The organism is Muricomes intestini (assembly GCF_004346165.1).
Classification (GTDB): domain Bacteria; phylum Bacillota; class Clostridia; order Lachnospirales; family Lachnospiraceae; genus Muricomes; species Muricomes intestini.
Map to the genome: position 1 here is coordinate 103,231 of NZ_SLZZ01000010.1, position 23,882 is coordinate 127,112.

23 protein-coding genes and 1 pseudogene are annotated in these 23,882 nt (G+C 39.7%); 23 read left to right on the forward strand and 1 reads right to left on the reverse strand.

Going from position 1 to position 23,882, the window contains the following annotated elements; genetic code table 11:
- Positions 1-45 precede the first annotated feature (45 nt).
- Both EDD59_RS08785 and EDD59_RS08790 read left to right on the forward strand, forming a co-directional pair.
- Complete coding sequence (locus EDD59_RS08785) at positions 46-1,551, forward strand: type I restriction-modification system subunit M (protein ID WP_132381076.1); 1,506 nt, start codon at positions 46-48, stop codon at positions 1,549-1,551.
- The gene (locus EDD59_RS08790) at positions 1,541-2,044 is read left to right on the forward strand and encodes a restriction endonuclease subunit S (RefSeq protein WP_132381036.1); all 504 of its coding nucleotides are present in this window, start codon (positions 1,541-1,543) and stop codon (positions 2,042-2,044) included. Before EDD59_RS08785 ends, EDD59_RS08790 begins: the two co-directional genes overlap by 11 nt.
- Here EDD59_RS08790 and EDD59_RS08795 read toward each other — a convergent pair.
- Complete coding sequence (locus tag EDD59_RS08795) at positions 2,041-2,718, reverse strand: restriction endonuclease subunit S (RefSeq protein ID WP_165920897.1); 678 nt, start codon at positions 2,716-2,718, stop codon at positions 2,041-2,043. The two genes, EDD59_RS08790 and EDD59_RS08795, sit on opposite strands and share 4 nt — an antisense overlap.
- Positions 2,719-2,812: 94 nt before the next feature.
- Here EDD59_RS08795 and xerA point away from each other — a divergent pair, with 94 nt between their 5' ends.
- The 21 genes and pseudogenes from xerA (at position 2,813) to EDD59_RS08910 (ending at position 23,792) form a co-directional block, all read left to right on the forward strand.
- Positions 2,813-3,796, forward strand: coding sequence for a site-specific tyrosine recombinase/integron integrase (gene xerA / locus EDD59_RS08800; RefSeq protein WP_132381040.1), 984 nt, complete (start codon positions 2,813-2,815; stop codon positions 3,794-3,796).
- Between the two features lie 14 nt (positions 3,797-3,810).
- Positions 3,811-4,992, forward strand: coding sequence for a restriction endonuclease subunit S (locus tag EDD59_RS08805; protein ID WP_132381042.1), 1,182 nt, complete (start codon positions 3,811-3,813; stop codon positions 4,990-4,992).
- Between the two features lie 39 nt (positions 4,993-5,031).
- The gene (locus EDD59_RS08810; RefSeq protein ID WP_132381044.1) at positions 5,032-5,823 is read left to right on the forward strand and encodes a hypothetical protein; all 792 of its coding nucleotides are present in this window, start codon (positions 5,032-5,034) and stop codon (positions 5,821-5,823) included.
- 16 nt (positions 5,824-5,839) lie between these two features.
- Positions 5,840-8,914, forward strand: coding sequence for a type I restriction endonuclease subunit R (locus EDD59_RS08815; protein WP_132381046.1), 3,075 nt, complete (start codon positions 5,840-5,842; stop codon positions 8,912-8,914).
- 17 nt (positions 8,915-8,931) lie between these two features.
- Entirely contained in the window at positions 8,932-11,061 is a 2,130-nt protein-coding gene (locus EDD59_RS08820) for a DUF8426 domain-containing protein (RefSeq protein ID WP_207670388.1), read from the forward strand.
- Positions 11,058-12,086: a 5-methylcytosine-specific restriction endonuclease system specificity protein McrC gene (mcrC, locus tag EDD59_RS08825; protein ID WP_132381048.1), complete on the forward strand. Its 1,029-nt coding sequence runs from the start codon at positions 11,058-11,060 to the stop codon at positions 12,084-12,086. Before EDD59_RS08820 ends, mcrC begins: the two co-directional genes overlap by 4 nt.
- Before the next feature lie 75 nt (positions 12,087-12,161).
- Positions 12,162-13,331: a hypothetical protein gene (locus EDD59_RS08830; protein WP_132381050.1), complete on the forward strand. Its 1,170-nt coding sequence runs from the start codon at positions 12,162-12,164 to the stop codon at positions 13,329-13,331.
- A 37-nt stretch (positions 13,332-13,368) separates the two neighbouring features.
- A complete protein-coding gene (locus tag EDD59_RS08835; protein ID WP_132381080.1) occupies positions 13,369-14,895 on the forward strand; it encodes a Y-family DNA polymerase in 1,527 nt (508 codons plus the stop codon).
- Positions 14,896-14,926: 31 nt separating this feature from the next.
- The gene (locus EDD59_RS08840) at positions 14,927-15,472 is read left to right on the forward strand and encodes a P-loop nucleotide/nucleoside kinase family protein (protein WP_132381052.1); all 546 of its coding nucleotides are present in this window, start codon (positions 14,927-14,929) and stop codon (positions 15,470-15,472) included.
- 71 nt (positions 15,473-15,543) lie between these two features.
- Entirely contained in the window at positions 15,544-15,867 is a 324-nt protein-coding gene (locus tag EDD59_RS08845) for an LPS biosynthesis protein (protein WP_132381054.1), read from the forward strand.
- 142 nt (positions 15,868-16,009) lie between these two features.
- A complete protein-coding gene (locus tag EDD59_RS08850; protein WP_044912397.1) occupies positions 16,010-16,699 on the forward strand; it encodes a class I SAM-dependent methyltransferase in 690 nt (229 codons plus the stop codon).
- Positions 16,700-16,736: 37 nt separating this feature from the next.
- Positions 16,737-17,231: an HD domain-containing protein gene (locus EDD59_RS08855; protein ID WP_008981870.1), complete on the forward strand. Its 495-nt coding sequence runs from the start codon at positions 16,737-16,739 to the stop codon at positions 17,229-17,231.
- A gap of 102 nt (positions 17,232-17,333) precedes the next feature.
- A pseudogene (locus EDD59_RS18580) lies at positions 17,334-17,522 on the forward strand (GNAT family N-acetyltransferase); the annotation flags it as partial.
- Positions 17,523-17,553: 31 nt separating this feature from the next.
- Entirely contained in the window at positions 17,554-17,979 is a 426-nt protein-coding gene (locus tag EDD59_RS08865; protein ID WP_132381056.1) for an N-acetyltransferase, read from the forward strand.
- 38 nt (positions 17,980-18,017) lie between these two features.
- A complete protein-coding gene (locus EDD59_RS08870; RefSeq protein WP_132381058.1) occupies positions 18,018-18,446 on the forward strand; it encodes a YolD-like family protein in 429 nt (142 codons plus the stop codon).
- Positions 18,447-18,466: 20 nt separating this feature from the next.
- Complete coding sequence (locus tag EDD59_RS08875; protein WP_132381060.1) at positions 18,467-19,468, forward strand: helix-turn-helix transcriptional regulator; 1,002 nt, start codon at positions 18,467-18,469, stop codon at positions 19,466-19,468.
- A 240-nt stretch (positions 19,469-19,708) separates the two neighbouring features.
- Entirely contained in the window at positions 19,709-20,476 is a 768-nt protein-coding gene (locus EDD59_RS08885; protein ID WP_132381062.1) for a zinc ribbon domain-containing protein, read from the forward strand.
- A 212-nt stretch (positions 20,477-20,688) separates the two neighbouring features.
- Positions 20,689-21,264: a transcriptional repressor LexA gene (gene lexA, locus EDD59_RS08890; RefSeq protein ID WP_015530046.1), complete on the forward strand. Its 576-nt coding sequence runs from the start codon at positions 20,689-20,691 to the stop codon at positions 21,262-21,264.
- A 130-nt stretch (positions 21,265-21,394) separates the two neighbouring features.
- Positions 21,395-22,120: an ImmA/IrrE family metallo-endopeptidase gene (locus tag EDD59_RS08895; protein ID WP_132381064.1), complete on the forward strand. Its 726-nt coding sequence runs from the start codon at positions 21,395-21,397 to the stop codon at positions 22,118-22,120.
- Between the two features lie 556 nt (positions 22,121-22,676).
- Positions 22,677-23,264 (forward strand): hypothetical protein, encoded by a 588-nt coding sequence (locus EDD59_RS08905; RefSeq protein ID WP_002594702.1) that lies wholly within the window; start codon positions 22,677-22,679, stop codon positions 23,262-23,264.
- A 105-nt stretch (positions 23,265-23,369) separates the two neighbouring features.
- Positions 23,370-23,792, forward strand: a complete 423-nt coding sequence (locus tag EDD59_RS08910) for a type II toxin-antitoxin system PemK/MazF family toxin (protein WP_243117374.1) — start codon at positions 23,370-23,372, stop codon at positions 23,790-23,792.
- Positions 23,793-23,882: the final 90 nt, after the last annotated feature.

The window sequence follows — 23,882 nt, forward strand, 5'->3', positions numbered from 1 at the left end:
AAGTTATGTATTATGGTTCGCTTGATTTTATAGGAGGATATGTTAATGGCATCGAGTAATAATGCAAATATCGGATTTGAAAAACAGATTTGGGACGCAGCGTGTGTCCTTTGGGGACATATTCCCGCAGCAGAATACAGAAAGGTTATCGTAGGTCTTATTTTCCTGCGTTACATATCAAGTGCGTTTGAAAAGCGTTATCAAGAGCTTGTTGCAGAAGGCGACGGCTTTGAAGATGACAGAGACGCCTATGTTGAGGACAATATTTTCTTCGTACCGGAGGACGCTCGTTGGAGCAAAATTGCTTCATCTGCTCATACTCCTGAAATCGGTACGGTTATCGATGATGCTATGAGAGCCATTGAAAAAGAAAATACTACCCTTAAAAACGTATTGCCTAAGAATTACGCAAGTCCTGATTTGGACAAGCGTGTTTTGGGCGATGTTGTTGACCTGTTCACTAATATGGATATGGGCGACACCGAGGAAAGCAAAGACCTGCTCGGCAGAACTTATGAGTATTGTATTCAGCAGTTTGCCGCTTACGAAGGTGTTAAGGGTGGTGAGTTCTACACGCCTGCAAGTATTGTTAAAACCATTGTTGCTATCTTAAAGCCATTCAAAAACTGCCGTGTATATGACCCTTGCTGCGGTTCGGGCGGTATGTTCGTACAGAGTGCAAAGTTCATTCAGGCTCACAGCGGTAAGCGTGGCGAAATCGCCGTTTACGGTCAAGAGTCCAATGCCGACACTTGGAAAATGGCAAAAATGAATATGGCTATTCGTGGTATTGACGCCGATTTCGGCCCGTATCAGGCAGATACATTTTTCAATGATTTGCACAAGACTTTGAAAGCAGATTTTATTATGGCAAATCCGCCTTTCAACCTCTCTAACTGGGGACAGGAAAAGCTCAAAGACGATGTGCGTTGGAAGTACGGCACACCGCCTGCCGGCAATGCCAACTATGCGTGGATTCAGCATATGATACATCATCTTGCACCTAACGGAAAAATCGGTCTTGTTCTTGCAAACGGTGCTTTGTCCTCTCAGTCAAGCGGCGAGGGCGACATCAGAAAGAACATAATTCAAGCCGACCTTGTAGAAGGAATTGTTGCTCTGCCTACGCAGCTCTTTTACAGCGTTACTATTCCTGTTACCCTTTGGTTCATCACAAAGAATAAAAAGCAAAAAGGCAAAACCTTGTTTATCGACGCTCGCAAAATGGGTTATATGGTTGACCGTAAGCACAGAGATTTTACCGATGACGATATTCAGAAGTTGGCAGATACATTTACCTCTTTCCAAGAAGGAACGATTGAAGATGTGAAAGGCTTCTGCGCTGTTGCTGATTTGCAGGAAATCGAAAAGCAGGACTTCATTTTGACTCCGGGCAGATATGTAGGTATCGAAGAAGTTGAGGATGATGGAGAACCGTTTGAAGAAAAGATGACCCGTCTTACTTCTGAATTATCGGAGATGTTTGCAAAGTCTCACAAACTGGAGAACGAAATCCGTAAGAAACTGGGGGCGATTGGGTATGAAATGTAAGCTTTCTGATATTTGCAGTTTTCGCAAAGGAAAAGTAGAAGTAGAAAGCCTAAATGCGAAAAACTATATATCGACCGAAAATATGTTGCCAAATAAGTGTGGAATTACGGAGGCAAGCTCTTTACCGACTGTTTCTTTAACACAGGAATATAAAAACGGTGATGTCCTTGTTTCTAATATTCGCCCTTATTTCAAAAAAATTTGGCAAGCCCAATATGATGGCGGTTGCTCAAACGATGTATTAGTCTTTGTTCCAAAACCTAATACAGATAAAGATTTCTTGTATTATGTACTTGCGGATGATGATTTCTTTACATATTCTATGGCAACATCAAAGGGAACAAAAATGCCACGAGGAGACAAAACCTCAATAATGCAATACGAAGTTCCTCTGATTGATTTGCAGGTGCAAGAGAAAATCGCAAGTGTTTTGAAGGCATTGGACAAGAAAATTGAACTTAATAATGAAATAAACAATAATTTAGCGGCTTAGAGTTCGGTGTCGGAGACATCCAATTCGCCGGACATAAGTTTAGGTAATAGCGTGTCTCTGATTTCAGCTAATCTCTTTATTTCTCTTGTTTTTGAAAGAATCATAGAGAAAATAGGCTGTACTAATCCGTCAAATTTTTTCAAGACATCCTCGGTAGGCAAATATGTTGGATAGTTCTTTAGAATATCCGTTTTCAAATTTGTGAAAACACTACCATTACCAAGTGCAATTAGATTGTCTCGAATGTGTTTGAAATAAAGATACAGATATTCATTTGAAAACTTTGATGACGGAAAATAGAGCCAGCCGTCGTGTATGCAAGTATCTATATCAAGTATCTTAGGTAAACCGGGTGTGGCGCTATTTGATAAAACCAAACTGCCTGATTTAAGGTAAACAGTCTTTTTCAAACCAGCCTCAATGATGTATTCTTTAATTTCATTGATGAATGGAGAAGTAATACCAGTTGCATCAGATATTTTCAGCCAATGAAATCCACTATCTGACAAAAAGTTTTGGATAGGTCGAGGTGAACCACCACGTTTTATTTCAACAAAATCGCCAAGTACACCATTTATCCAAGTTTTAGGTACTTGCCTGTCAAATGGTTCAAAGTCTATAAACCACGATTTAAAAAGAGCCATTGCTTGTTGCTCTAAATTATTGTTTAGCATATAACATACCCATAACTTCCGTGGGTGGCGGAAGTTAATATCGGGGGACTTCCGCCCCATAGTCGTTCTCTAAGAATAAAAAGGAGAATTGACTATGAAACAAGAGTTAATCAAAGATGTTATTCAGGGAATGTTACCCTACTTGAACAACGCACAAAACGAAAAATTGCAAGAGGTGTTGAAATATACCCTTGCAAAGTATGAGGTAACGGAAAATCAAAACAAAGAGGAATACTCGGAGCAGAACTATGTAGAACTGTTCCTATCGGCAAAGCGAATTGAGGGCTGCTCCGAGAAATCTCTTAAATACTACAAGGCAACTATCGAAGCTATGCTCTGTGAACTCAAAAAAGATGTCAAACACATAGTTACAGACGACATCAGAGGATACCTGACGGAATATCAGGAAAAGAAGAAATCAAGCAAGGTAACGATAGACAATATCCGCCGTATTCTATCCAGCTTCTTCTCTTGGTTAGAGGACGAGGATTACATACTGAAAAGCCCAATAAGACGCATACACAGAGTAAAAACCGGCACGAATATCAAGGAGACATACTCCGATGAAGCGTTAGAGCTTATGAGGGATAACTGCTCAGAGCTTCGAGACTTAGCGATTATTGATATGCTTGCTTCAACGGGTATGCGTGTCGGCGAAATGGTACTGCTTAATCGAAATGATATTGATTTCAACGAGAGAGAATGTATCGTGTTCGGTAAAGGCAGTAAGGAGCGAGTAGTCTATTTTGACGCTCGCACAAAGATACATTTGCAGAACTATTTGGAGAGCAGGACGGACGACAATCCGGCGCTGTTTGTATCGCTGAAATCGCCACACGAAAGACTGAAAATCGGCGGTGTTGAGGTTCGCCTTAGAGAATTTGGAAAGCAATTAGGAATTAACAAGGTACACCCGCATAAGTTCAGGCGTACACTTGCAACTATGGCAATAGATAAAGGAATGCCCATTGAACAGCTTCAACAACTCTTGGGGCATAGAAAGATAGATACAACCTTGCAGTATGCAATGGTAAAGCAGAGCAATGTTAAGATTGCACATCGAAAATACATTGGATAGAGAGGATACAAACTATGGAAAGAAAACTAATTCAACTTTCAGATGTTATTACGGACATAGCAGCGGGACCATTTGGTTCAAATTTGAAAGTTTCTTGTTTTGTAAATGATGGTTTTCCCATTATTGATGGTGCTAACTTGAAGAGTTTTAAGGTTACTGACAATATAACAAAATTTGTTACGGAAGAAAAGGCACGTTCTTTGCATCGTTCTATCGCAAAGCGTGGGGACATTGTTGTTACAATAAGTGGTACACTCGGACAAATAGCATATATTCCTGATGACTCCAACTATGAAGAATATTTATGCTCGCAAAGACAGTTTCGTGTGACTTTTGATACAACAAAAGTATATGTACCTTATTTGGTGTTTTATTTTCATACATACGAGGGGAAACATAAGATATTGTCTTTTGCAAATCAGGTTGGTGTACCTGCGTTATCGCAACCGTTGAAAAATTTCCGACAAATTAGTGTCCAACTACCCACTTTAGAAACGCAAAAGAAAATTGCAAGCATTGTTGAGTCGATTAACGGAAAAATAGAACAAAATGAAATCATAAACAATAATTTAGAGCAGCAAGCTCAGGCAATCTATCAGCAAATGTTCATAGATAATGCTCGTTCTGATTGGGCAGAAGGCACTTTAAGTGATATTGCTGATATTACAATGGGTCAGTCGCCAAGTGGCAGTAGCTATAACGAGGACGGAACTGGCACAATTTTCTTTCAAGGTCGTGCGGAATTTGGATTTAGATTTCCGTCAGTTCGTCTATACACCACTGAACCTAAACGAATGGCACGGTCAAATGATACTTTGATGAGCGTTCGAGCACCGGTAGGCGACTTAAATGTCGCTCATATGGATTGCTGCATTGGTCGTGGACTTGCTGCCATTCATTCTAAATCCCACCATCAATCCTTTGTTCTTTACACGATGTTTTCGCTTAAAAAACAGTTAGATGTTTTCAATGGCGAGGGAACGGTTTTTGGTTCTATCAATCGTAATTCGTTGAATGATATGCCAATTCTTATACCGTCTGATGATATTTTGGACGAATTTGAAAGGATTGTAGCACCGATGGATTTAACCATTCGCAATAATTACGATGAAAATTGCCGTTTGCAGGATATTCGTGATACCTTGCTTCCTCGTTTAATGTCCAGTGAACTTGATGTCTCTGATATAGACATCTAAGCCGCTAAATTATTGTTTATAAGGATAGGAGGGTTAGAAGTGAATAGGTTTGATAATGAAGATAAGATAATATCTCAATTTCAGGAAGTCAACGACAATGAGGTTATGTTTGCAACTCAGTCTGAGACGATTGAAGCTGTTTATTTCTCAATTCATACAGAAACCTTATGGAAAAACTGGATAAATAGTTCCGGCAAGTCTGACCCGCCGCCTGATTACTATTCGCCAAAAGACGAGCTGATGATGGATGTTATGCGAGTTGACGACCACGCTTTTGTAGATGAAAAGGGAAAAATTCAAAATCCGACAAACGCCGGAGAAAGCAAGCTTTATAAAGAACTTAAAGAAAGCAGCATACAAGAAATCTACCCTAATGCAGAACTTATAGTTAATGCCAAAACACTTTTGCCGTCAGAGCAAGACCATAACTATTTGTTCTACAAGTCAAACTTTGAACGAATAGTTTCCGAACATATAAAAAAGCTTCCGCTTTACCAAAGCAACCACGACGGTTACAAAACCGTTTTGTTCGTTATGGATGAGTCCTCTGCGTATCTTCAATGTGAAAGCAATAAGCCGAATATGGATGAAGTACACGAAGGCGAAATGATAGCAGGAAAACCACACTTGTTCTTTTGGGATGAAAACTTCGTAAATGTCTTTTTACATAGCGGTATTGATTATTTGATTTGGTATGCACCATATAAACTGCTCAGAACTTCACAAGGGATTTTTGAACTTCCTAAGGTTGTGATGTTTGACTGTAAAACCGGAAACTACGATAATTTAATCAAGTATAACGAAGAAAGAATATGCAGCTCCGAGCTGTAAAAAAGGAGAAATGAAAATGCCGGGATTATATACCGAAGCCGATTATGAAAATTCAGTAATCGAGCTGTTCAGAAATGATTTGGGATACGAGTACGCATACGGTCCCGATATTGAAAGAGACTTTTACAGTCCGTTATATGAGGAAGTTCTGCTTGACTCTCTGTACCGTTTGAACAGAGAGTTACCCGATGACGCCATTTCCGACGCACTATTCAAGCTGAAGAACTTTGAAAACGGAGAACTTGTACAGAAAAACGCCGTGTTTATGGACTATCTGCAAAACGGTATCCCGGTTAGATATTTTGTTGACGGTGAGGAGCGTTCCTCTATCGTCTATCTTGTTGACTATAAAAATCCCGACAATAACTCCTTTATCGTTGCTAACCAATGGACTTTTATTGAGAACAGCAATAAACGCCCCGATGTAATTCTCTTTTTGAACGGCTTGCCGGTTGTGTTGGTTGAGCTGAAATCTCCGTCTCGTGAAGAAACGGACGCTTCCGAAGCGTACAGGCAGCTCCGTAACTATATGATTGAGATTCCGTCAATGTTCATTTACAACGCAATTTGTGTAATGAGCGACCAGTTGACCTCCAAAGCGGGTACGATCACCTCCGGTGAAGACCGCTTTATGGAGTGGAAAACAAAAGACGGCGACTACGAAAACACGCAATATGCACAGTTTGATACTTTCTTTGAGGGTATGTTCCAAAAAGAAAGACTGCTTGATATAATCAAAAACTTTATTTGCTTTTCTAACGAGGGTATCAATTCGTTTAAGATACTTGCAGGGTATCATCAATACTTTGCGGTCAGAAAAGCGATTGAATCCACAAAACACGCTACCGTTACCGACGGTAAGGGCGGCGTATTTTGGCATACCCAAGGCAGCGGAAAGTCGCTGTCTATGGTGTTTTATGCTCATTTGTTGCAAGAAGCGTTAGACAGCCCGACGATTGTTGTTATTACAGACAGAAACGACCTTGACGACCAGCTTTATGGTCAGTTTGCAAAGTGCAAAGACTTTTTAAGGCAAGAGCCGGTACACGCTACTTGCAGAAAGCTGACAGAAACTTCGGGTAAAAATGATGTCGGATTAAAGGACTGGTTGGATGGCAGACAGGCAAACGGCATTATTTTTACCACTATGCAAAAGTTCGAGGAGTCTTACGAAGCGTTATCCGAACGCCGCAACATTGTGGTTATGGCAGACGAAGCACACCGTGGACAATATGGACTGACCGAAACCGTGGACGCTAAAACCGGTAAGGTTAAAATCGGTACGGCTCGTGTTATCCGCAACACCTTGCCTAACGCTACATATATCGGCTTTACAGGCACACCTATTTCTTCAAAAGACCGCAGCACCCGTGAGGTATTTGGTGACTATATCGATATTTACGATATGACGCAGGCGGTCGAGGACGGAGCGACACGCCCTGTCTATTACGAAAGCCGTGTAATTAAGCTCAATCTCGATGAAGCAACGCTACGGATGATTGATACCGAGTATGATATTATGTCCGCCAACGCAGACGAAGAAGTTATCGAAAAGAGCAAGCGTGAACTCGGTCAGATGGAAGCAATACTTGGCAACGATAACACCATCAATTCGCTTGTAAGCGATATACTCGACCACTACGAGAACAACAGAGAAAACCTGCTGACAGGTAAAGCAATGATTGTTGCTTACTCTCGTCCTATCGCTATGAAAATTTATAAGCGTATTTTAGAGCTGCGCCCTGCTTGGACAGAAAAAGTGGCGGTTGTAATGACTTCCGGCAACAACGACCCGGAAGAATGGCGTGAGATAATCGGTAATAAGCACCACAAGGACGAGATTGCAAAGAAATTCAAGAACAACAACAGTCTGCTTAAAATCGCAATCGTTGTAGATATGTGGCTCACAGGCTTTGATGTGCCGTCCCTTGCCACTATGTATGTTTATAAGCCTATGTCGGGACATAATCTAATGCAGGCTATTGCCCGTGTAAACCGTGTATTCCGTGACAAAGAGGGCGGTCTTGTTGTTGACTATGTCGGCATTGCAACAGCACTCAAAAAAGCAATGAACGACTATACCGCCCGTGATAAAAAGAATTATGGCGACACCGATGTTGCAAAGGTTGCTTTCCCGAAATTCCAAGAAAAGCTGTCCGTCTGCCGTGATAAGTTCCACGGATTTGATTATTCCAAGTTCCAAACCGGCACAGACCTTGAAAGGTCTAAGACTATCAGCGGTGCTGTCAACTTCATTATGGGCAGAGAAAAAATAGATGATAAGGACTCGTTTGTAAAAGAAGCACTTATGCTTCATCAAGCATTGTCCCTCTGTTCATCTATGGTTGATGAAAGCGACCGTATAGAAGCAGCGTTCTTTGAGGCAGTTCGTGTACTTGTTTTGAGACTTGCAAACACAGGAGTTGGCAAGAAAATATCCCTACCTGAAATGAATGCAAGAATTAACGAATTATTAAAACAGAGTATCAAAAGCGACGGAGTAATAAACCTATTCTCAGATGTTAAAGAAGAATTTTCCCTCTTTGATCCAAAGTTCCTGCAAGAAGTTGCAAATATGAAAGAGAAAAACCTTGCTGTTGAACTTTTGAAAAAGTTGATTGCAGAGCAAGTTTCTGTTTACCGCAGGACGAATGTGGTTAAGTCTGAAAAGTTCAGTGAGATTATGCAGCGTGCGCTCAATGCGTATTTGAACGGTATGCTGACCAATGAAGAAGTCATTGAAGAAATGCTGAAACTGGCAAAGCAGATTGCGGCAGCACAAAAAGAGGGAGACCAACTCGGACTTACAGCCGATGAGCTTGCATTCTACGATGCCCTCACAAAGCCGCAGGCAATCAAGGACTTCTACGAAAACGACGAACTCATTGCCATTACAAAAGAGCTTGCCGATACACTCCGCAGAAACAAGACGATTGACTGGCAAAAGCGTGAGTCTGCAAGAGCAAAAATGCGTATGCTCATTAAGAAACTTTTGAAAAAGCATAAGTATCCGCCGGAGGGTATGGACGATGCAGTTCAAACCGTTATGACTCAGTGCGAACTTTGGACAGATAATATGATGGAAGCGTAGGTTGATGGAGAATGAATATGGACAAGAGATTTCAATGGACAGAATTTTATATGGAGTTGGCTTCTGCCCTACTTTCTTACAAAAACAATAGAAGTGACTTGATTGCTAAACTCAAAACTATCTTTGCCGATGCCGGAATGAATTTTCCGTTTAAGGAAAGAGGAAAAGAAGTATATGAGGACATCTGCCCGTTTACCGTTTTCGGCTCGTTTAATAAGGGCATAACAAATGCAAATCGTATTGCTTTGTTGGAACAATTCGCAAAGCAATTTTCGATTAAGGCTGCTGTGCCGACAGAGTTTGACGGTATTCCGGTAGTAATGAATTTAAGTGCGTGGTTCTTTGCGTATAAAGAAAATCGTGGAGAACACGACATAGATAACCTTTGGGATTTGCTTGAAAAAGCAATAGCATATTCCGATGAAGCCTCCACAGATAATAAAAATGCTTTCATTGCTGCCTATGACACAGTTACAAAGCAGAAAATGATTAAGTGGAATATTACGATGGGACTTTATTGGGCAAGACCATATACATTCATCAATTTGGACTCTACCAACGGAGCCTTTATTACGGATGTGGACAATATGCCCCATTATTTCACGACCATATTCTCTGATATAAATAAAGGATTACCCGACGGAAGAAACTATTTGTTTATGTGCGAGCAGGCAAAGAACGCTCTTAATCAGAAAGAATATGAGTATCACAGTTTCCCTGAACTGTCTTATTATGCTTGGAAAAGCAACAAATCGGGCAAAACAGAAGAAACCACAACAACCACAGTTGATTCAAATATAAAAGAAACGAATTATTGGATTTACTCTCCCGGTGACAACGCTTCAATGTGGGACGAGTTCTATAAATCCGGCATAATGGGTATCGGTTGGGACGATGTTACAGACCTTAAAGGATTTTCTTCAAAAGAGGAAATCAAAGAGTATATGAAAAAGGTTTACGACCCAAGTTACTCCTACAAAAACAACGCTCATTGCCTTTGGCAGTTTGCAAATGAAATTAAAGTCGGCGATGTGATTTTCGTCAAAAAAGGAATGCATAAAATCATCGGAAAAGGCATTGTAACTTCCGATTATATCTATGATACCTCAAGAAGCACATACAAGCACATTAGAAAAGTTGACTGGCAAAACAAGGGCGAATGGGAACATCCCGGTCAGGCAGTTATGAAAACGCTCACCAACATATCGGCTTATCCCGATTATGTTCAAAAGCTGCTTGCTCTGTTTGCGGAAGATACTTCTGAGGAAGTATCGGAACAAAAGGAAATCAAGTATCCGTTGTATTCAAAAGATGATTTCCTGAATGAAGTCTATATGGATGAGGATACATATAACACGCTTACGGAATTGCTTGAAGCAAAATACAATGTTATTCTGCAAGGCGCACCCGGCGTAGGTAAGACTTTTGCAGCAAAGAGGCTTGCTTACTCTATTATGGGACAGAAAGACACCAGCCGTGTAGCAATGGTACAGTTTCATCAAAGCTACTCTTACGAAGATTTCATTCAAGGATACAGACCGTCAAAAGACGGCTTTGAACTTGAAAACGGGACATTCTATAAGTTTTGCAAAGAAGCGGAAGAAGATAATGAACGCCCCTATTTCTTTATTATTGATGAAATCAACCGTGGTAATTTGAGCAAAATTCTCGGTGAACTTATGATGTTAATCGAGAAAGATAAACGTGGCGAAAAAATCAAACTGCTTTATTCTAATGAATGGTTTACTGTACCTCAGAATGTCAGAATTATAGGTATGATGAACACCGCTGACAGAAGCCTTGCATTAATGGATTATGCGTTGAGAAGAAGATTTGCTTTCTTTGATTTCGCACCAGCGTTTCCTTCGGAAGGCTTCAAGAACTATTTGGCGGAAAAGAATTCTCCAAAATTAGAAAGCCTAATAACTGCTGTCGAGTCATTGAATAACACTATTTCTGCTGATGAGTCATTGGGAGATGGTTTCAGAATCGGTCACAGCTATTTCTGTACCGATGGAGAAATTACTGATGAATGGCTCAAATCCGTTGTGGAATATGAAGTAATACCGCTTATCAAAGAATATTGGTTTGACGAGCCGACAAAAGTTAGAGATTGGTCTGCTACTTTAAGGAGTGCAATTAAATGATTCGCATACAGAACATATACTATATGCTTTCCTATGCGTTTCAGGTTCTCAACGAAGATGGCTATAAGCAGGTTGCTACCGAAGAATTTGAAAATGCAGCCGAACTATGTGCTGCCATATTGATAAAAGGTGTTTCTTCTCAGCTAAAACGAGGATTGGGCAAAGAGTATATTGTTCAAACGGAGGAATTATCTTCATTAAGGGGTAAAATTGATATTTCTGCTTCGGTAAAAGAGCAAACTATGCTGAGAAAACGCCTTGTCTGCAACTATGATGAGTTTTCGGTCAATTCATATATGAATAGAATTATCCGAACAACAATGGACACGCTCGTAAGAAGCAATATCAGCAAGGATAGAAAAAAGCAACTTCGTAAACTCCTCATTTATTTTGCAGAAGTCGAACCTTTGAATCGTGAGAGCATAAATTGGAAGCTTCAATTTAATAAGAATAATCAAACCTATCAGATGTTGATTTCGATTTGTTATCTGATACTCAAAGGCTTGCTTCAAACAACTTCTGACGGAAGCACAAAGTTAATGGACTTCCTTGATGAGCAGCGTATGTGCAGGCTTTATGAGAAGTTCATTCTTGAATACTACCGTAAGGAACACCCTGAAATTCGGGCGTCAGCGTCTCAAATTCCTTGGGATACTGACGATGATTACAGAGAAATGCTCCCTGTTATGCAAAGCGATATTATGCTTAAAAGCGGAGATAAAACTTTGGTAATTGATGCAAAATACTATGCTCATACCACGCAAAGTCAGTACAATACAAATACGCTACATTCTGGAAATTTGTATCAGATATTTACTTATGTGAAAAATCTTGATACAAGCAACTCCGGTAATGTTGCTGGAATGTTATTATATGCCAAAACGGATGAGATTGTGTTGCCAAATAATGATTATAAAATGGGTGGAAATCAAATATCAGTAAAAACACTGGATTTGGACTGTGAATTTGCAGAAATAAAGAGGCAGTTAGATGATATAGTACAAAGATATTTTGACTGTTCCTAATTATGGGCAGGATATTCGCAAAATTTACAAGGTCTGTTATGAAACTAAAATAACAGACCGAAAAGAGGTATGAATATGGGCGAGATTGTAAAAATGGATAATGGGAAAGACAATGAGATAATGGCAATGATGAACGATGCATCGTTGTGTCCGCTGTTAGAGGAAACAAAAGTTGGTGTTTCCAATTACACAAAATTACCAGTAACAAGATTGACAGCTATGGGAACAGCGTTTCAACCATTGACAACTGCTGTGCAAACCGCAGTAACCGGAGCTGGTGGAAGTGGATTGTACTATGTTAATACAGCCGGAAAAACAATGTTTCAGATGAAGGAAACGGGCAATTTTATCGGTTCTCTGAAAACCTCAGCAGGTTTGGTTGGCGGAGGACAGGCTCAGATGATGCCGCTTGCTTTTGACCCAACAATGCTATTTATGGCGGCTGCACTTGCGAATATTGATAAAAAACTGGATTCTATAAAAGAAATGCAGCAGGAAATGATGGATTTTCTTGTTCAGAAGGAAAAGGCTGAATTAAAAGGAAATCTTACATTTCTGTATGACGTGTTCAATAATTACAAGTATAACTGGAATAATGAAATGTATAAGAATAGCAATCATACAATGGTGCTTGCCATAAAAAAAGAAGCAGAAGCAAAGATAGTATTTTACCGTGAACAGATAATTGCCAAAGTAAATAAGAAATCTTTGATTCATAGTGACCAGACGGTAAACAAGCAGTTGCAAGCGGTACAAGACCAATTTAAAGATTACCAGCTTGCATTATATACACTTGCATTCTCCTCATTCCTAGATGTAATGCTTGTGGGAAATTATGACAAAGAGTATTTGTCCGGTATTTCAGAAAAATTGGATGATTATTCGATGAAATACAGAGAACTTTATACGCAGTGCTATGAAGAAATATCTGGATATTCTTCTACTTCCATACAATCCTCTTTGCTGAAAGGATTATCAAAGACAACGAAAGCAGTCGGCAAGCTTGTAGAGCGGATACCAGTTGTTGGAGATACGCAGGCTGATGAAACGCTCATTGCAGCAGGGGAAAAGCTTGGCGACATAGGAACAGAAAAAATTCGTAAACAGATGCGGCAGTTGATTGAACGACAGAGTAACTTTGTCCGTCCGTTTATTGATAATATTGATACTGTAAATCGACTAAATAATAATCCGGTACAGTTATTAGTAGACAAGGACAATCTTTATATTGCAACGATAGCATAATTTACTCGAAGAAATATTTAGAAGGGGGCATAGAATGATGACAAAGCAAAAGACCTATATCGCAATTGACCTTAAATCATTCTATGCTTCTGTGGAGTGTAAAGAACGAAATCGTGACCCATTGACAACAAATCTTGTGGTTGCAGATAAGAGCAGGACAGAGAAAACAATCTGCCTTGCGGTATCTCCGTCATTGAAAAGTTATGGGATACCCGGCAGACCACGCTTGTTTGAGGTCGTGCAAAAGGTAAAAGAAGTTAATAATACACGAAGGTGGAAAGCACCAAATCATACATTTGAGGGTTCGTCTGATGACAGTACAGAATTAAATGCGAATCCGGCATTAGAGATTGATTATATCGTTGCACCACCTCGTATGGCATACTATCTGGAGTACAGTACCAAGATTTACAGTGTTTACTTGAAATACATTGCTCCGGAAGATATTTTCCCTTACTCGATTGATGAAGTATTTATAGATGCAACAAAGTATCTGAATACCTATCAGATGACCGCAAGGAAACTTACCATGACGATGATACAGGATGTTTTGAAAACGACTGGAATCACAGCAACAGCCGGAATCGGCACGAATATGTACTTGTGTAAGATTGCGATGGATATTGTGGCAAAGCACATTGAGCCGGACAAGAATGGTGTGCGTATTGCTGAACTTGATGAAATGTCATATCGCCGGAAATTGTGGAGTCATCGCCCGATAACCGATTTCTGGAGAGTCGGAAATGGTTATGCGAAGAAGTTAGAGGAACACGGACTTTATACAATGGGCGATATTGCAAGATGTTCTATCGGAAAGCCGAATGAACTGTATAACGAGGAATTGCTGTACAAGCTGTTCGGTATCAATGCGGAACTGCTCATAGACCACGCTTGGGGATATGAGCCTTGCACAATGGAGCAGGTCAAAGCATATAAGCCGGAAACAAACAGTGTATCTTCCGGTCAGGTGTTGCACTGTCCATATGATTACGAAAAGGCAAAGTTGATTGTAAAAGAAATGACCGACCAAATGGTGCTTGATTTGGTGGATAAAGGACTTGTAACTGACCAGCTTGTGTTGACAATTGGCTATGATATTGAGAATTTAAGTAATCCGAACCTAAAATATCAATACAAAGGCGAGGTTACGATTGACCGATATGGACGCAAAGTTCCAAAGCACGCACACGGAACAGCGAATCTTGAGAAAAAGACTTCCTCTACTCGATTGATTACCAACGCCGTGATGGACTTGTATGACAGGATAGTTGACGAGCATTTGCTTGTACGCAGAATAACAATCACAGCGAATAAACTTGTTGATGAAAAATCCGTCAAGCAGGAAGATGAATACCAGCAACTCGACCTCTTTACCGATTACGAAGCACAGAGGAAGAAGCAGGCGGAGGAAGAAGAAAAATTAGAACGGGAAAGGCGTATGCAAGAAGCAATGCTGAGTATCAAAAAGAAGTTTGGCAAGAATGCTGTGTTGAAGGGAATGAACCTTGAAGAAGGTGCAACCGCCAAAGACCGAAACGAGCAAATCGGCGGTCATAAGGCTTAAACAAATCGGAAGTTGTGGAGGTAAAATATAGATGAATCAAGGTAGAATTATTGTAATCACAGGTGCGCCGGGGACAGGAAAAACTACAACGGCATCTGCTGTTGCAAAAGAATCAGATTTGGAAAAGTCTGTGCATATGCACACAGATGACTTTTATTATTATTTGAGTAAAGGGGCAATACCACCGCATTTGCCAGAATCAAATGAGCAAAATTTGATTGTCATTGAAGCGTTTTTAGAAGCTGCGAAGCGATATGCTCGTGGTGGATATGATGTAATTGTAGATGGTATTGTAGGACCGTGGTTTTTAGAGCCGTGGCTCAACATTGTTCAAGAGCATTATGAAGTACACTATATCGTTTTAAGGGCAAGTAAAGAAGAAACTATGAAGCGAGCTATCGAACGCTCAAAGTTAGACAGAGAAACAAATATTGAATTAGTTGAAACAATGTGGAAGCAATTTTCCAATTTAGGAATCTATGAATTAAATGTTATAGATACAACTACGCATTCAATCAAAGATACTGTTTCAGCAGTAAAAGAAAAAATAGTAAGAGGTACGGCTTTACTATTTTAGACAATTCCAGTTTGTATAACAGGAATTTATCAGAAAATGAGGAATAGTTGAAATGGAGGCGTTATAATAACATGAAGATTGAAGGGAACCAGAAAGAACTGGATGCAATGGTGGAATTTCATAAGGGAAACCGTGTCGAGGGGTTGAGACTGCAAGAAGAATTTGCAGCGGAATTTCGTAAGGAGTATAAAGACAAAGATCACTGTCCTTGCCTGAAATCCTGTCGTTATCACGGAAACTGTAAGGAATGTGTAGCAATCCACAGAGCGCATCAGGAACATGTTCCTAATTGTATGCGACCATTGATTAATAAAAAATTGAAATTGATGTCAGAATTAACAGAGCATACCTTGGCAAATGAAATAGAAGCTCCACATGAAATTTTAAGAAAATAGGCAAGTCAAATTCCCGTTTATTGGGAAGTCGCAGAGAACGAAAAATCGGAAGTTTACAGCGAGGTGAAAGAGGTTGAATTATGTAGAATATGGAAAAGAAAACAAATATGATGATGATATATTTTTTCAAAAATACAGTCAAATGAGTCGCTCACAGCAGGGACTAGCCGGTGCAGGAGAATGGGAAACATTGAGAAAGCTACTGCCGGATTTTAAAGATAAGCGTGTGCTTGATTTAGGATGCGGCTATGGATGGCACTGTATTTATGCGATGGAACACGGAGCGTCTTCTGTTGTAGGTGTTGATATTTCTCATAAAATGCTCGAGGTAGCCAAAGAAAAAACACATTTTCCACAGGTTGAATATAAATGCTGTGCTATAGAAGATGTGGAATTCCCAGAGGAGAGTTTTGATGTAATATTAAGTTCACTTGCGTTTCACTATGTAGCAGATTATGAGATTTTAGTAAAAAAGATATATAGAATACTGAAGTCTGGTGGTAAGCTAGTTTTTACGGTTGAACATCCTGTTTTTACTGCCTATGGAACACAAGACTGGTATTATAACGAAAAAGGAGAAATACTGCATTTTCCGGTGGATAATTATTATTATGAGGGCAAACGAACAGCTGTGTTTTTGGGAGAAAAGGTTACAAAATTTCATAGAACACTGACCACATATCTAAATACACTGCTTTCAAATGGTTTTATAATAAATCATATTGTGGAGCCGCAGCCGCCGGAATACATGATGGATATTCCGGGGATGCAGGATGAAATGCGCCGTCCCATGATGCTGATTGTATCGGCGAACAAAAAAGTGGATAGATAGAACTAAAACACCTATAAGGTATAAATGGAGGTAATTTATGTTTAAAGAAAAAATTATTATAGAGATGAAAGAAGTATTCAAAGAAATTCCTTTTGGCATAGAGCATACTCTCAAAGTTTTGAAAAATGCAGAAGATATAATGAAAGGAGAAAATATCGGAGAGGAAGAAAAAGAATTCATCAGTATTATTGCTATACTACATGATATTGGTGCGGTTGAAGCACAAAAAAAATACGGTTCTATTGATGGTGTCTATCAAGAAAAGGAAGGACCAGAAGTAGCGAAAGAAATATTAAAAAAGGTAGGCTATAACAAAAATATTGATAGAATATGCTTTATAATAGGCAACCATCATACTCCATCTAAAATTGATGGACTTGATTTTCAAATACAATGGGAAGCTGATTTGCTTGAAAATTTAACGGTTATGGATAAGGAAAAAGAACAGGAAAAGATAAAAAAGTGTATAGATGAAAACTTTAAAACAAACACAGGAAAAAGGATAGCTTATAATCGCTTTATTTTAGATTAGTAGTAGATTATTACAGTTATGTATTTTATATCGCATAAAGGTTGAAGGAAAGAACAACGAAACGAAGGTCGTAAAGCAAGATGATGAAAGCAAGATTATCCTTACAGAGAGCAATATGCCATTCTGCAAGTGGGAACAGGCGATAGCCCACTGACAATACCATTTTATGAAAAGTGTGGTTTTGTCCGTTCGCATATCCTATCAAATTTCTTTATAGATAATTATGACCACCCAATCTATGAGAGTGGAATACAGTTGGTAGATATGGTGTATTTGCAAAGACCGTTATAATTTAAATTCAAGTTTATGGAGAGTCACCGTTATGATTAGAGAATTTCAAAGTGATGATATAAATAAAGTTGCAGATATATGGTTGGATACAAATATAAAGGCACATAATTTTATCCCCGCCGAATACTGGAAAAGCAATTTCAAATCAGTAAAAGAAGCGTTGTTACTGGCAGAGGTTTATGTGTATGAGTATGATACAGAAATACAGGGTTTTATAGGGTTAAATGATGAATATGTTGAGGGCATTTTTGTTTCTGGTGAAATGCAATCGCAGGGTATAGGTAAAATTCTGCTGAATTATGCAAAGGATAAAAGGAATAAGTTGTACTTGAACGTATACCAAAAGAACGCACGGGCAATATCTTTTTATAAGAGAGAAGGATTTGAGATTCAGCATAGTGGCTTAGATGAGGCTACCGGAGAAAAAGATTATGTAATGACATGGCAACACAAATAGAAATTCCAGTTTGTCGAGCAAAGGAGGTGCTGTAACAGATGGATGAACATTCCTATGACGATATAATCAATCTGCCGAATCCGACATCGAAGAAGCATCCTCGTATGTCACTTCACGACAGAGCAGCACAGTTTGCTCCTTTTGCGGCACTTACAGGACACGACGCAGCCATTAAAGAAACCGCAAGACTGACGGATGAACGTTTAGAGTTGAGTGATGAGGTCATTATGAGACTGAATGACCAATTAAATATGATTAGAGATAATATCGGCACAGAGCAGGAAGTATCAATAACGTATTTCGTGCCTGATGATAAAAAATCCGGAGGAGCATATCTCACGCATTCCGGCGTAGTAAAAAAGATTGATGAATTTGAACGCAAACTGATTATGCAGGATGAAACAGTTATCCCGATTGAACAAATCAGCGAGATTCAAGGAGAAATTTTCAAAGGACTATATGAGTAATAACTTGGAAAGGACAAACAATGGAAACAAAGCCAAGAATATTATACTTAAAGAAAATATTAGAGGAACGAACGGACGAGGAACATCCGCTTTCGACGACGCAGCTAATCAATATATTGAATGATGAATACGGAATATCTGCACATAGAACGACGGTCACAAAAGACATTGCAGCACTTCAGGAGTTTGGAATGGACATTGTTACTATCCACTCTACTCAGAGCAAATACTTTGTAGCCAGCCGCAAGTTTGAATTGCCGGAATTGAAACTGCTGATAGATGCAGTGGAGTCATCGAAGTTCATTACAAAGAAGAAAAGCGAAACTCTGATTGAGAAGATACATACGATGACCAGCCCGGGGCAGGTGGCAAAGTTGAAGCGTAATAACTATGTGGTCAATCGAATTAAGCCGGATAATGAGCAGATATATTACATCATCGACGCTATAAATGACGCCATCAACGCAGGTAAACAGATTTCTTTCCAGTATTATGATTATACCGGATTAAAGAAAAAGGTTCTGAAGAATAAGGGCGAGGTATATAAGCTGAGTCCGTATAAACTTCTCTGGTGTGGGGACTATTATTATGTTCTCGGATATTATGAGAAGAAAAGCAAGGTTATCAATTTCAGGGTAGACCGTATTGCTTCCAAGCCGGAGATATTGGATAAAGATATTATTCCTATGCCTGATGATTTTGATATTGAGAATTACACAAAGGAAGTTTTCTTTATGTTTTCAGGCGAAAAAGTCCTTGTGGATTTACGATGTGATAACAGCTTGATGAAAACAATGGTTGACCGTTTCGGAGAAGATGTGACAACCCTTGCGTATGATATGACTTCTTTCAGGGTACAGACCGAAGTATCAGCCAGTCCGACCTTTTTCGGGTGGGTGTTTGGCTTTAATGGCAAGGTACAGATACTTGCACCGGAAAGTGTAAAAGAACAGTACAGACAGATGATTGCACAAGCCGATGAGGGTATGCAGGAAAAAGGAAACAAAGAACAGGAAATTTAATACTCCAAAGCATACGATGTCAAGAAACGGCAGAATCTTCCCGCAAAGCTCGCAGTATGAATATGCTGAGGGCGTGGAGTTTGAAGTTTATCCGTTTGCGGATACAACCGACCCAAACTATCATTGTGAAATTTGGTTAGCCGTGAAGGAAAAAGCTGAGTAATAAGGACAGCAACTGCGAGTTGCTTGTTTGAGATAATGCGTGAGACTATAATAAAGGTGTAAGGGAGGTACTGCATAATGGATACAAAACAGGTTATACTTGAACTTCGTACTCAAAAGGGAATGTCGCAGGATGAGCTTGCAGAAAAAGTTTTTGTAAGTCGTCAGGCAGTTTCACGTTGGGAAAACGGAGAAACAGTTCCGAATACGGAAACATTGAAATTGCTGTCAGAAGTATTCGATGTTTCCATAAATACACTTTTAGGCTCACCGAGAAAGCTTATTTGTCAATGCTGCGGAATGCCGCTTGAAAATGATGATATTATCGGACACAATCACGACGGTTCTTTCAACGAGGACTATTGTAAGTGGTGTTATGCCGATGGAACATATACTTATAATGATATGGACGATTTGATTGAAGTTTGTGTTAAGAATATGGTAAGTGAGAATTTCACGGAGGAACAAGCCCGTTCTTATATGAAAGAGCTGCTTCCTACTTTGGATTACTGGAAGAAATATGATGAGCTTAGTGATAACGGTCAGTTTGAAGAATTCAAGAAAAAGCTAATCAATGAGATTAACGAATTGAATGTTGACGGAATGCCAAAGGTGGAAAAACTGAATGCCCTTGTGGGAAAGTATGTGAATCTTGAGTACCGGCTTCCGAATGGGCAAGCGGCTAAGTTTTTGAATGAGGCAAAGACATATCTGGGCAATCAGCTTGAATGTGAATACGGCGGCGATAGATGTTTCGGCGTTGTTGCAGATATGGATTTTATTCTTATTTGCACTTATGAAGAAGACGGTAAGAATCCGGAACTTGTATTGTATAAGAAAAGATGAGGATAGAGAAAAATAGTAAGCCATTGGAGTTAATGATTTCAGTGCAAGCAAAAAAAATTTGAGGTGTTAGCAAATTGCGACACCTCTTTTCTTTTGCGAAAAACCTACTTGAAAAATTTTTCGTATCAGGTATAATAAAACTATCGAAAGCAAACTGCTTCCGATAGAAAAGAAAGCGAGGTGCAGGTATGAGAAGCAAGAGTCCTGAACTTATGAGTGAAATAAAAAAGTATATCGAGGATTATTACCTGCAAAACAGACAATCCCCATCGACTACAAAAATTGCTGAAGCGGTTGGCATTGCCAGAGGCACAGCATATAAATACTTGGTAGAGATGGCTGAGAAGAATATGATTGAGTACGACGGGCAGGAGATTCGCACCAATGTGACCCGTAAGTACAGTGGCGAACAGACACAGACACCGATTGTAGGTTCTATTCCTTGTGGCAGTCCTCAGTATGAGGAAGAAAATATTGAAGAATATGTATCGCTTCCTACTGCTATTTTCGGCAAAGGAGATTTCTTCATATTAAGAGCGAGTGGTCAGTCTATGATTGAAGCAGGGATTGATGACGGCGACCTTGTGGTTGTCAAAAAGCAGGTAGAAGCCAATGAGGGCGATATAGTAGTTGCCCTTGTGGATAATCAGAATACATTGAAACGCTACTTCCGTGATGATGAGAATAAGAAAATCATTCTCCATCCGGAAAATAAGAAGATGAAAGACATCATTGTAGATGAGTGCTGCATTCAGGGTGTGGCTTGTCACATCATCAAAGAACTATAACAGAGGACAGACGAATGAGAACACTTGAAGGAATTCGCTATCTAATCAATTTGGATAGTGCGGAAATACAACAGAACTTTGCCGGAGGAGTTGCACCGCCGGACAAGGTGGAGTCGGAGGTGGACACAACTTGAGTATTTATATGTCAAGAGCCGAGTTGGAAGAAATCAGCGAAGGCTTGATAACAGCTTATGCTAATAAGTTTAGCAATCGAGTGATTCAATCCATCGACATAGAACATTTCATTACAGAATTTCTTATGTTACGAATTGAATACGCTTCTTTCGCAGAAGATGATGCAGGCAGGATTGGCTTTCTGGCAGATGGAGCAACACCACTGCTGGTACATCAGGACGGAAAAATTATTCCCTTTGTTTTCCCGAAAGATACCATCGTACTTGATAAATTTCTTCTTGCCGAAAAGGAGCAGGGACGTCGCAGGTTTACAATGGCACACGAAGCGTCACATCATATTTTGAGTAAGATGTATGCAATGCCGAGTGAAGGACGCTTTCATGCAGAGTATGACAGTGAGCGTAGTTATTCCAAAGAGGAACTGGCTCAGATGTTTGCGTCTGTTGAGTGGCAGGCAGATACAATGGGAGCTTCGCTTCTTATGCCGAGAAGAATTATTGAAAATGCCTTGGCGAAATATAATCAGTCAAATCCGATAAAAGTTTATGGCGATAATACCATCACTTCAAAGGATAAAGCAGTTATCCGCAGAATGGCAGTTTATATCGGAGTATCTTATACAGCCTTGGTTATCAGATTGAGAGATATGGGACTATTTGAGTATCACAATATCCTTGAGTACATTTCCAATGAATTAAATCTGGGAGGTGTTTTGCAATGAGGTTACAGACTCAGGTAGCACCTGAAATACAAAAGAGATTGCTTCTGTCAAGAGTAGAAGCAGAAAGCCTGAAAGAGCGTGATATTCTCTGCCCGACTTGCGGGTTCAGGATACAGAGAGTTTTTTCAGACGCAACCGGACATTTGAGTGTGAAGTGTCAGAAATGCAAGAATGTCCACATCTTAAATCTCGCTTACTTCCGAAGAATCCGTAGGAACGGATATGGCAGGAATTGCAGGCGATGAAGATTACAAGTAAATATCGAAACGATTTCTAATCGAGTAAGCGGAGATAAGCAATTTATTTGCTAAACTACCAAGCACCGTACGAAGCCGGATAAGTGAAGAATAGAAGTATTCTTTGCTGTCCAGATTCGACGGTGCTTTTTTTGTTGCTGTTTTATTCGATTATGCTTCGTGCAGTATTAGGTCTTTTCCCTTACTTGGGAAAGGACTTTTATGTTTTATAACGCATGGCAGTGCCAGATAGCTGAGTACCCGTAATCTCCGAATTTTGAAACTTATCAATTTTTCAAAATTCAAAGGAGATTACGGAAATGACAAACAAACTTACATTAACAGAACAAGAAGAATTATTTGCAAAGGATTGTAAACTGATAAACCTTAAATACGAATATAACGGTTATACCGGAGATGAAAAATGGGCGATTATTACGGAATTGTCTGTAAAAGAGCTTTGGGAGAAGTATCCCCTTGTTATAGAAAGATATTCTCCGTTTGTACATCTTTCCATTGCACAGGGAGAGGTAATTGACGATGCAAACCGAAATGAGGACAAGTATGCAAAGAGAAGCAGTCGCACACTTGACTGCTATGGATATGACGATGAAATGTCCTCACAGTTCCATAAAGAACTTGCCATTATGTTTGACGACCCATTTGAAAGAGCAGAGGAAGAAAGACTTGAACTGGAAAGAGAAGAATTGCGTCAGTGTGAAATTAGGAAAGCAAGAATAGCACTTTCAATGTTGCAGCCACTTCAAAGGGAACGCCTTATGAAGAATGTGTGCTGCGGTCTGAGTTCCAGAGCGATTGCAAAGCAGGAGGGTGTATATTACAGCTCCGTAGATAAGTCTATTGCAGCGGCAAAGAAAAACTTTATCAAATTTTATGAAAATCTCTGATTTTGGGTGTGCATTTCAGCACCCTTTGTCCAAATGAGTGAAGGGGTTATTTCATTCCGGATACGAATGACACTTTAAAAATTAGATTCTTGTGAGGTTATGTATATGAAAGAAAAAATGATTTGTCGTGGGGATTTATTCTACTATGACTTTGGAGATAACAGTGGTTCAGTACAAAGCGGAGAGCGTCCGGTGCTTGTCGTTCAGGCGGACGATTATAACCAGAATGCTCCAACGATTATCGTTGCAGCGGTTACAAGTGTAATCAAGAAAAGATATTTGCCATCGCACATTATTCTCGGCGAGGAGTTTGGACTGAAGAAACCGTCAATGGTTCTTCTGGAGCAGATACGGACAGTCAATAGAGAGGATTTGCGTGAATACATAGGTACGGTAGATGACGATAAACTTTTCAGGCAGATAAACGCAACTTTGAAAAAGACTTTTGGACTTTGGGTTTACAAGCCGGAGGGGAAAGAAAATATTCGCTGTCTATGCCCGAAGTGCCTGAATGATTACATCCTGTAAACGGCAAGTACTTTCCAGCAAAAAGTGGAAATTATTTTCCAGCGTTTTTTGGCAAATAAAATCCAGCACTTTTGCTTATAGCACTCCGTG